The sequence below is a fragment of the Agrobacterium genomosp. 2 str. CFBP 5494 genome (assembly GCF_900013495.1).
Classification (GTDB): Bacteria; Pseudomonadota; Alphaproteobacteria; order Rhizobiales; family Rhizobiaceae; genus Agrobacterium; species Agrobacterium pusense.
On the sequence record NZ_LT009719.1, the window covers coordinates 1,425,238 to 1,432,360 of the forward strand.

Here is a 7,123-nt window from a genome sequence, read left to right on the forward strand (position 1 = left end):
ACGGGTGGAAGGTTGGAATGCGCATTCTCGTGAACATGCCGAGCCAGTATGGCAGCAAAGCTTCCGGCGTTGCCCGCGTAACCTTCAGCCTGCTGGAGCGGCTTCTGGAGCAGACTGATGATGATTATATCCTGCGCTCGCCCTGGACGCGGGCGCAATTGCCCGCGGAATTGCGCGACAGCCGCCTGCGGCTGATAGAGACGGCTCGGCCGCACATCATGTTGCTTGACGTGCTGCGGCAGGCCATGACGCTGCCGGTGCTTTGCCGCCGGGAAGGCATTGACGTGCTTTTTAATGCCGATCCTTTTGGCAGCCCGCTGGGCGGCAGGCGTCGGATCACCCTTGTTCACGATCTCTATTTCAAGACCATACCTGAACAGATCGGCTGGCGGGCGGCCTTGACCACCGATTTCATTTTTCGCCTCATGCTGGCCGGTTCGCACCGGATCGCGTGTGTATCCGACGCGACGCGAATGGATCTTGCGCGTTTTTATCCCGGCGCTGCCCGCAAGAGCGTGACCATTCATTCCGACAGCACGTTGAAGCTGGATGCAGGGGCCACGGCTGCGCCGCCGCCGATCGCGGGGCGTTACATACTGGCGGTTGGAAACGCGACCTCGAACAAGAATTTTGCCCTTCTGGGCAAGGCTTTTGCGCGATTGGGCCCGACGATGCCGGACCTGCGTATTGTCCATGTGGGCCGCGACGAGGCGGAAGAAATCGCCAACACGCTTGACGATCCGGGATTGAAGGCCCGGCTTATCCGGCTTTCAGGCATAGATGACCGGGAACTGGCGGAACTTTATCGTCATGCAGCCTGCCTTTGCGTGCCTTCCACTTATGAGGGCTTCTGCCTGCCGGTGCTGGAGGCGCAGCAACTGGGATGCCCGGTCGTCTGCTCCAATCGTTCTGCGACACCAGAAATTGCCGGTATGGGCGCGCTGACCTTCGATCCCTCGGACACCGATAGTCTCGTCGCAACTCTGGAGCGGCTCTTTCGCGAGCCGGCGCTTGCGGAGACGCTGCGCCAGGCGGGTTACGAAAACCGCAGCCTTTATTCCTGGGAAAAGGCGGCGGAGACATATGCGCAGCTTTTCCACGAGACGGCCTGACTATGCCGTGATCGGCCGCCGCAGATCAGCATAAAGTTTTTCATACGCGGAAATCACCCGTTCCGGCGCGACGCCTTGAGAAATCCGCTCTCTGGTTTGCGGCAACTCTGTGAGAACGGCAGGATTTTTCATGGCCTCGATCATACGGGCGGCAAGTTCGTTGGCATTACCCGGCGCAAAAAGGCGGTCCGGCCTGTCGCGGCCAATCTGTTCGGCAACTCCGGCGAGATTGGCTCCAATAACAGGGACGCCGCGCAAAATGGCCTCCGCTACCGTTCTGCCGAAAGCCTCCGGCCACAAAGGCGGCACGACGAGGCAATCTATGCCAGCAAAAAAACTGTCGGCCTCGACATATCCGGGAAAGTCGACGGGCAGGCCTGATGCCTTTCGCTTATAGGTTTCGATGCCGCCGGGCGCTCGACCGGCCATGGTCATTCGCCAACCTTGCGGGGGCAGGAGCCGCATGGCCCCGATAAGGAGATCGGCGCCCTTGGGTTCTTCGATACGTCCGAGATAACCGAAAACCAGCGGTTCTCCTGCAACACGGGCCTTGCGGGGGGTCAACGATTCTGGTTGCGCGATGGCGTTCCAGATTATCGCGCGGCGATTTTCAGGAACGTGCGTGAAAAAACCGGCCTCCAGATGGCGTTTCAGAATGTCGCTGCCAACGCCGGTGACAGCATCCACCGCGCCTTGGCAGCGCCGGTGCAGACAGGAGAAGGCCCGGCATTTTTTGCTCCTGCCATCGCAGATATGTCCTTCGTGAAACAGGGAGCCATTGGTGCACATGCTGGTGAAATCATGCAGGGAATGCACAAGCGGAATACCGCGTCTGCCAATCATCGGCCAGATCAGCGGCGTCAGTTCCGAGAGGGAATGGGTATTGACCACATCCGGGCGAAAATCCTCAATGACGCGCGCCAGCCGCTGCACCAGCCGGGGATCGATCTGGACGGCGACCTTGTAATATTTGCGTTTCCATTCTGCTTGCCGCTCCCAATCCCCAATGAAAAAGGGCGTCGTATGTCCAAGCCGATGAATGGCGAAACCGTCTCGCAATTCTGCGGTCTGGCGCTCCCGGGAAATGGCGGCAACCGCGATTGTATGTCCTTTCCCAGCCAAACCCCGGGCAAGGTCTTCGACGAATATCTCCGCGCCTCCTACGCGGTCGGGAGAAAACAGTGATGTCACCTGCAAGATACGCATGTTTAAGTTCCTGTGCCGGCGGCCGAGACGGAGGAAGCGGCATTGGCCGAAGTTTGTCTGCGCCGATCTGCTCCTGGTGGGTGCAGGCAAAGGGTGACGATGGGTGCGAGGAAAACGGCGTAAGCCATGGCGAAGCCCGGCACTTGCAGTGAAAAATCGAGGGACGAGTGCAGCGCCACCAGCAGCAGCCCGGCGAGGCCGAGATGCGAGGCATAACGATAAGTTTTGCGCCTGCGGGCCCCGCGAATGAAAATAAGCAACTGGCCGAACAGGAAAAATGCCGCATAAAACGGGAAAGCGGCTCCGAGGGTCAGCAAGCCCTCGGCATACACATTATGGGCATGGGTGACGACGGCATCGACGCCGCATTGCGCGGAATGATAGGGAGCGTAGGTTTCTGAAAAGCTGGCCAGTCCCGCGCCCAGGGGCCAGTTATCCGTTATCGCGCGTGCAATACCGGGCATATAGCAGAAGCGCATGTCGTCTTCGAGGCGTGTTTCCATACGCAGCGCTACACGATTTGCAAAAAGGGCGAAGAGGCCGATGGCGATGGCGAGCAGGATTGCTGCGCGTCGTCTGGAGCCGCGTCTTCTGCGCCGTGAGGGCGCGACATTCCGGCCGGGCCCGGGAGAGTTGAAAACGATGAGAAGGATGAGCAAAAGCAGCGCCGCGAAACTGGACATGATGCCCGCGCGTGATCCCGTCAGCATCAGGGCGATGAAACAGAACCCGGTCAGAAGGCCGATGAAGGCGGCGTGGCGGATGAGGCGTTTTTGATCGCCCGGCACCGTCAGGCGGTTTGCCACAAGCGCTCTCACCCTTCCCCAATCCGGAGCCGCCAGCTTGTTATTCAGCAGCACCACAAGCGTAAGCAGGATAAGCCCGAAGAAAGTCGCCGCCGTATTGCGGTTGACGAAGAGCCCCGTCAGACTGCCGAGATAAAAACGCTTTTGAATAAGGCCGAGCATATCGGGAAACAGGAGAAATTGCAGGATCGCGCCCAGCGACAGCCAGCCGCCGGCGATTGCGAACCATCGCAGCGCTTTTGCCGCACGATCGTCCGTATTACAGATCACGAGCCCGGTCATGAAGGCGCCAAAGGGCAAGGCGGCGCTCAGCAGGCCCAGCCAGTCATCTGCCGGCGTGAGCGAGATCGTGGCAGCGGGCGCCACCTGCGTAAACATCGCGGCGGCGGACCAGGCGGGGTTGGACGGCAGTATGCCCTGCCTGGCGGATGTCTGAAGCAAGACCTGAAGTATCAGTGCGCCTAGCAGAAGACAGGCCGCTGCCAGCGCCTTCCTTATGGCGGGCTGGGGCGGGCCGAAGAGAGGCAGGGCGGCAAGGAGCAGCAGATAGGCGGCGAATGTGATGACGATCCGGCTTTCGATGTCGGTTGCGCCGCGATTGAGCAAGGCAAGCAGGAATATGGTCCAGAAAGCGATCGTGACGATTGCCTGGGCGCGATGCAGAACAAATGCCGGCCGGGGCGGCGAGGATGACAGCAATTCCGGTGGAGCGTCGAGGATCTGCATGATGTTCGGCTTTTGAGATCTGCTTGTTGTGGTGACGATGAACTAAAGAAAGGACTTGGCGCTTCCGTGTATCTCAGGGCCGTGGTTTGGCGCTTTGCATGCCGGTCCGAAGCTCCGGGGAGCAGACATGCCGCAACGACCATCGCAATATTTCGCCCTGCCTGCCGCAGACGATCGCGGTGTCGGCTTCACGGGCCGCCTCAGCCTGCGGTAGGGCGCCTTTGGTAAATTGTTGCCAGATGACGAAGCGCCCGCGGATCAGATTGGCATCGGCGGGGCCATAAAGCTGGGAGAAATTCGTCAGCACGGCGATTTCCATGGCAGAGGCGTTGCGCAACGAGCGAACCATGGCGAGGCGCAGCCAGGCATCGCCATTGGCGGGAAGACACGACAGGGCGTGGCGCATATAGGTTTCGGCAAAACCGAGGCGCATGGCATCCGCTTCTGGCGATGCATCCCCGGCATGGGCGTCGATATCGGCAAGCACGAGCCGCATCCCGGCCTTGATGATATCCGAACGGCAGATTTTTTCGGCAATGACGGGCTGCAGACCCTCGACGGTTTTCGTCAGCAGATCGGGAGAGAGACCATTGTCCTCGTCGGCAATGCGCGCCAAAGCGATGATATCGGAAAACCGTCGTGTTTCGGAAAAAGCCTGGGCCGCGAGCAACAACACAAATAGCGAAACGATCAATACCGGCGTGACCGTCAGGACCCTGCGCAGGCTCGGCACGCCAGCGGTCCTAGTCATGATAATATCGCGTGTAGCGGGAATGATAATATTCGCTTGAACCGTAAGCCCGGTAAAGCTTGAGCTTCTCCGTGTCGACCTTGTTGAGAATGACGCCCAGACATTTCTTGCGGATTTGAACTTCGTTTTCGATGGTGTTGCGAACCGCCCGCCGTGCGGTTTTGCCCCATTCCGTGACGAAAACGAAGCCGTCGATCCGGCCGGCCATCGCCCGCGCATCAACAACGGGGCCAAGTGGCGGCAGGTCGACGATGATGTAATCGAAGGCCCCGCTTGCCTCGGCCAGCAGGCGGTGCATCTGCGCGGAAGTCAGGAGTTCCGAGGAGTGCGGGACACGCTGCTTGACGACCGTGGGCAGGAAAGCAAGCCGAGTCTTTTCATCATGCACAAGCGCCTCGCGGATGGAGCGACCTTCCAGCAGCACTTCAAGCAGGCCTGCTGTCGCGTGGCGGGCAAGGGCGCGGGTGGCGCCCGGGTTGCGAATATCCGCATCGAGCAGCAGCACCCTTGCGCCCTGTGCGGCCAGAAGCTGCGCGAGATTGATGGAAATTGTCGATTTTCCCTCACTCGGCAGGGCGGAGACGACGCCGACGACCCTGGCGCCGTTTTTTGCCGCTATGCCGAGATCGATCGCCAGCCGCGTGCTGCGCAGTGTTTCGGCGAAGGAGGAGAGTGGGTGGTCTACGGCATAACGGGCAACGCCGGAGGGGCGCGTGACGGTTGGGCCGCCATCTTGCCCTCTCGGTTCCGTGTCTGCGGCCAGCTTGTTCGGCACAAGCGGTGTATTGCCCAGAAATTCCAGGCCAAGTACGTCGCGGACCTGCTCCCCCGTGCGAAAAAAGCGATCGCGGAATTCGCGGAACATGGCGACGCCGCCCCCCGCGGCCGCACCCATGATCATGAACAGCGCCAGAATGAGCGCCTTGTTCGGCTTGCTCGGCGTTCTCGGCGGTACGGCCTTGGAGATCACGCGCGCTTCCGTCACCGGGAAGGACTGCTGCTGCATGGCCTCCTGATAACGCTGCAGGAATGTCTGATACATGTTCTTGTAGGTTTCCGCCTCGCGCTGCAATTCGCGAAGCTGAACCTGCGTCTCGCCAGCGGAGTTGCTGATATTGGTGGCCTTGGCGACGGTTTCGGCCAGGGATTTCTCCCTTGCTTCGGAAACTTCCAGATCGCTCTTATAACTTTGCGCGATACGGCTGATTTCCTGGAACATCAGCCTGCGATATTCCTGCATCTCGTTGCGCAGACGCACCGCCTGCACATGGTTGGCGCCCAGCCGGCCGGTGATCTCGGCTTCGACCTTCGAGGATTCGAGATATTTCTTCCGCAGGTCGTTTGCGACCGAACTGTCGAGAATATCCGTCACGACCGCATCGACATCGTCGGTAGCGAGGATGTGTTCGATACGTTGCACTCTTGCCCGCGCCCTGGCGGTTTCCGATTGCGCCAGGATAAGCGCGCTGTTCGACTCCGCCAGCTGCTGGTCGGAAAGCAGCCCGTTATTGCCGGTCGAGATCAGGTTATGCTCAGCACGGAATTTCTGGACGGCGAGGTCGGTCTCGAGCGCCCTCTGGCGCAGTTCGGCAATGCGATCGGACAGCCAGTCGCTCGCCCGCCTCGTTGCCTCATATTTGGAATTCAGCTTGTCCACCAGATAGGCTGCGGCGACCGCGTTGACGATCTGCGCTGCAAGGACCGGCGACGTCGAATTATAGGTGAGTTCCAGCGCATAGGTCCGGCCGATACGCTTGACGCTGAGACCCTGCAGCAACCGGTCCGAAAGACCCCTTTTCAGGGTTCCGTCATCCACTACCGCCTCTTTTGTCGCCGGCGCGAACCATTGCGATACGTTGACAAGTGAGCGGATGGTGCCCAGCACGGAGCTTAGGAACGAGGCGCGTGTCGCCCTGAATTCCTGGTTTTCCGTCAGGTTGAGGCTGTCGACCACGGCGAGCCCGATGGTTTCCGATTGCAGCACCTCGACCTGGCTGAGAATGGACGCCTCGTCCTCGATCACGCCCCCGATCGTCGAAAGCTGTTCGACAACCTGGCTGTTGTTGCGGTCTATCAAAAGGGTTGCAGTAGCGGAATAGATCGGAACGGCTGTGGCTGCGAAAGCAAGGCCGATTGCCCCGGCAACGGCGACGGCCGCCAGCACGATGCGCCACTGACGGCGAACCGTCGCAAGTGCGGCATCTATATCGATAAAGTCAGCCGTAAAGCCGTTTTTATCGAAATCGGCCATCGTCAGTGGATCGTGCCTTTGCAACAACTGTCAGCCTCGCTTTTTTAGGCAGGCACAGGGCCTGCCAAAGTCCCGGTTGCATCACGTTTCGGGCGATCGCCGCTCCCGTGGGAGACGGCAAGGCCGGACCTGTTAAACGGGGCTGGTGCTGACCGGCGTACTGGTGCTGCCGGTGGAAAGCGATCTGCCACGGCCGGCAGGCGCGCCTGTTCCACCGGACTGCGCGGTACCCGCCCCGGTCTGGCCGCCCGCCGAACCACCGACGCTGTTG

General features: G+C 60.3%; 5 protein-coding genes. 1 reads left to right on the plus strand and 4 read right to left on the minus strand.

Going from position 1 to position 7,123, the window contains the following annotated elements; translation table 11 throughout:
- Positions 1 to 17 precede the first annotated feature (17 nt).
- A complete protein-coding gene (locus tag AGR2A_RS21420) occupies positions 18 to 1,112 on the plus strand; it encodes a glycosyltransferase family 4 protein (RefSeq protein ID WP_072493196.1) in 1,095 nt (364 codons plus the stop codon).
- Here the strand turns inward: AGR2A_RS21420 and AGR2A_RS21425 are convergent, their stop codons facing one another.
- From AGR2A_RS21425 to AGR2A_RS21440, 4 genes are all read right to left on the minus strand, one after another.
- The gene (locus AGR2A_RS21425) at positions 1,113 to 2,318 is read right to left on the minus strand and encodes a glycosyltransferase family 4 protein (RefSeq protein WP_072493195.1); all 1,206 of its coding nucleotides are present in this window, start codon (positions 2,316 to 2,318) and stop codon (positions 1,113 to 1,115) included.
- A 2-nt stretch (positions 2,319 to 2,320) separates the two neighbouring features.
- Positions 2,321 to 3,850, minus strand: coding sequence for an O-antigen ligase family protein (locus tag AGR2A_RS21430; RefSeq protein ID WP_072493194.1), 1,530 nt, complete (start codon positions 3,848 to 3,850; stop codon positions 2,321 to 2,323).
- A 73-nt stretch (positions 3,851 to 3,923) separates the two neighbouring features.
- Positions 3,924 to 4,601 carry a hypothetical protein gene (locus tag AGR2A_RS21435; RefSeq protein ID WP_037092750.1) on the minus strand — a complete coding sequence of 226 codons (678 nt, stop codon included), beginning with the start codon at positions 4,599 to 4,601 and terminating at the stop codon, positions 3,924 to 3,926.
- Positions 4,594 to 6,852 (minus strand): polysaccharide biosynthesis tyrosine autokinase, encoded by a 2,259-nt coding sequence (locus tag AGR2A_RS21440; protein ID WP_037092752.1) that lies wholly within the window; start codon positions 6,850 to 6,852, stop codon positions 4,594 to 4,596. Before AGR2A_RS21440 ends, AGR2A_RS21435 begins: the two co-directional genes overlap by 8 nt.
- Positions 6,853 to 7,123: the final 271 nt, after the last annotated feature.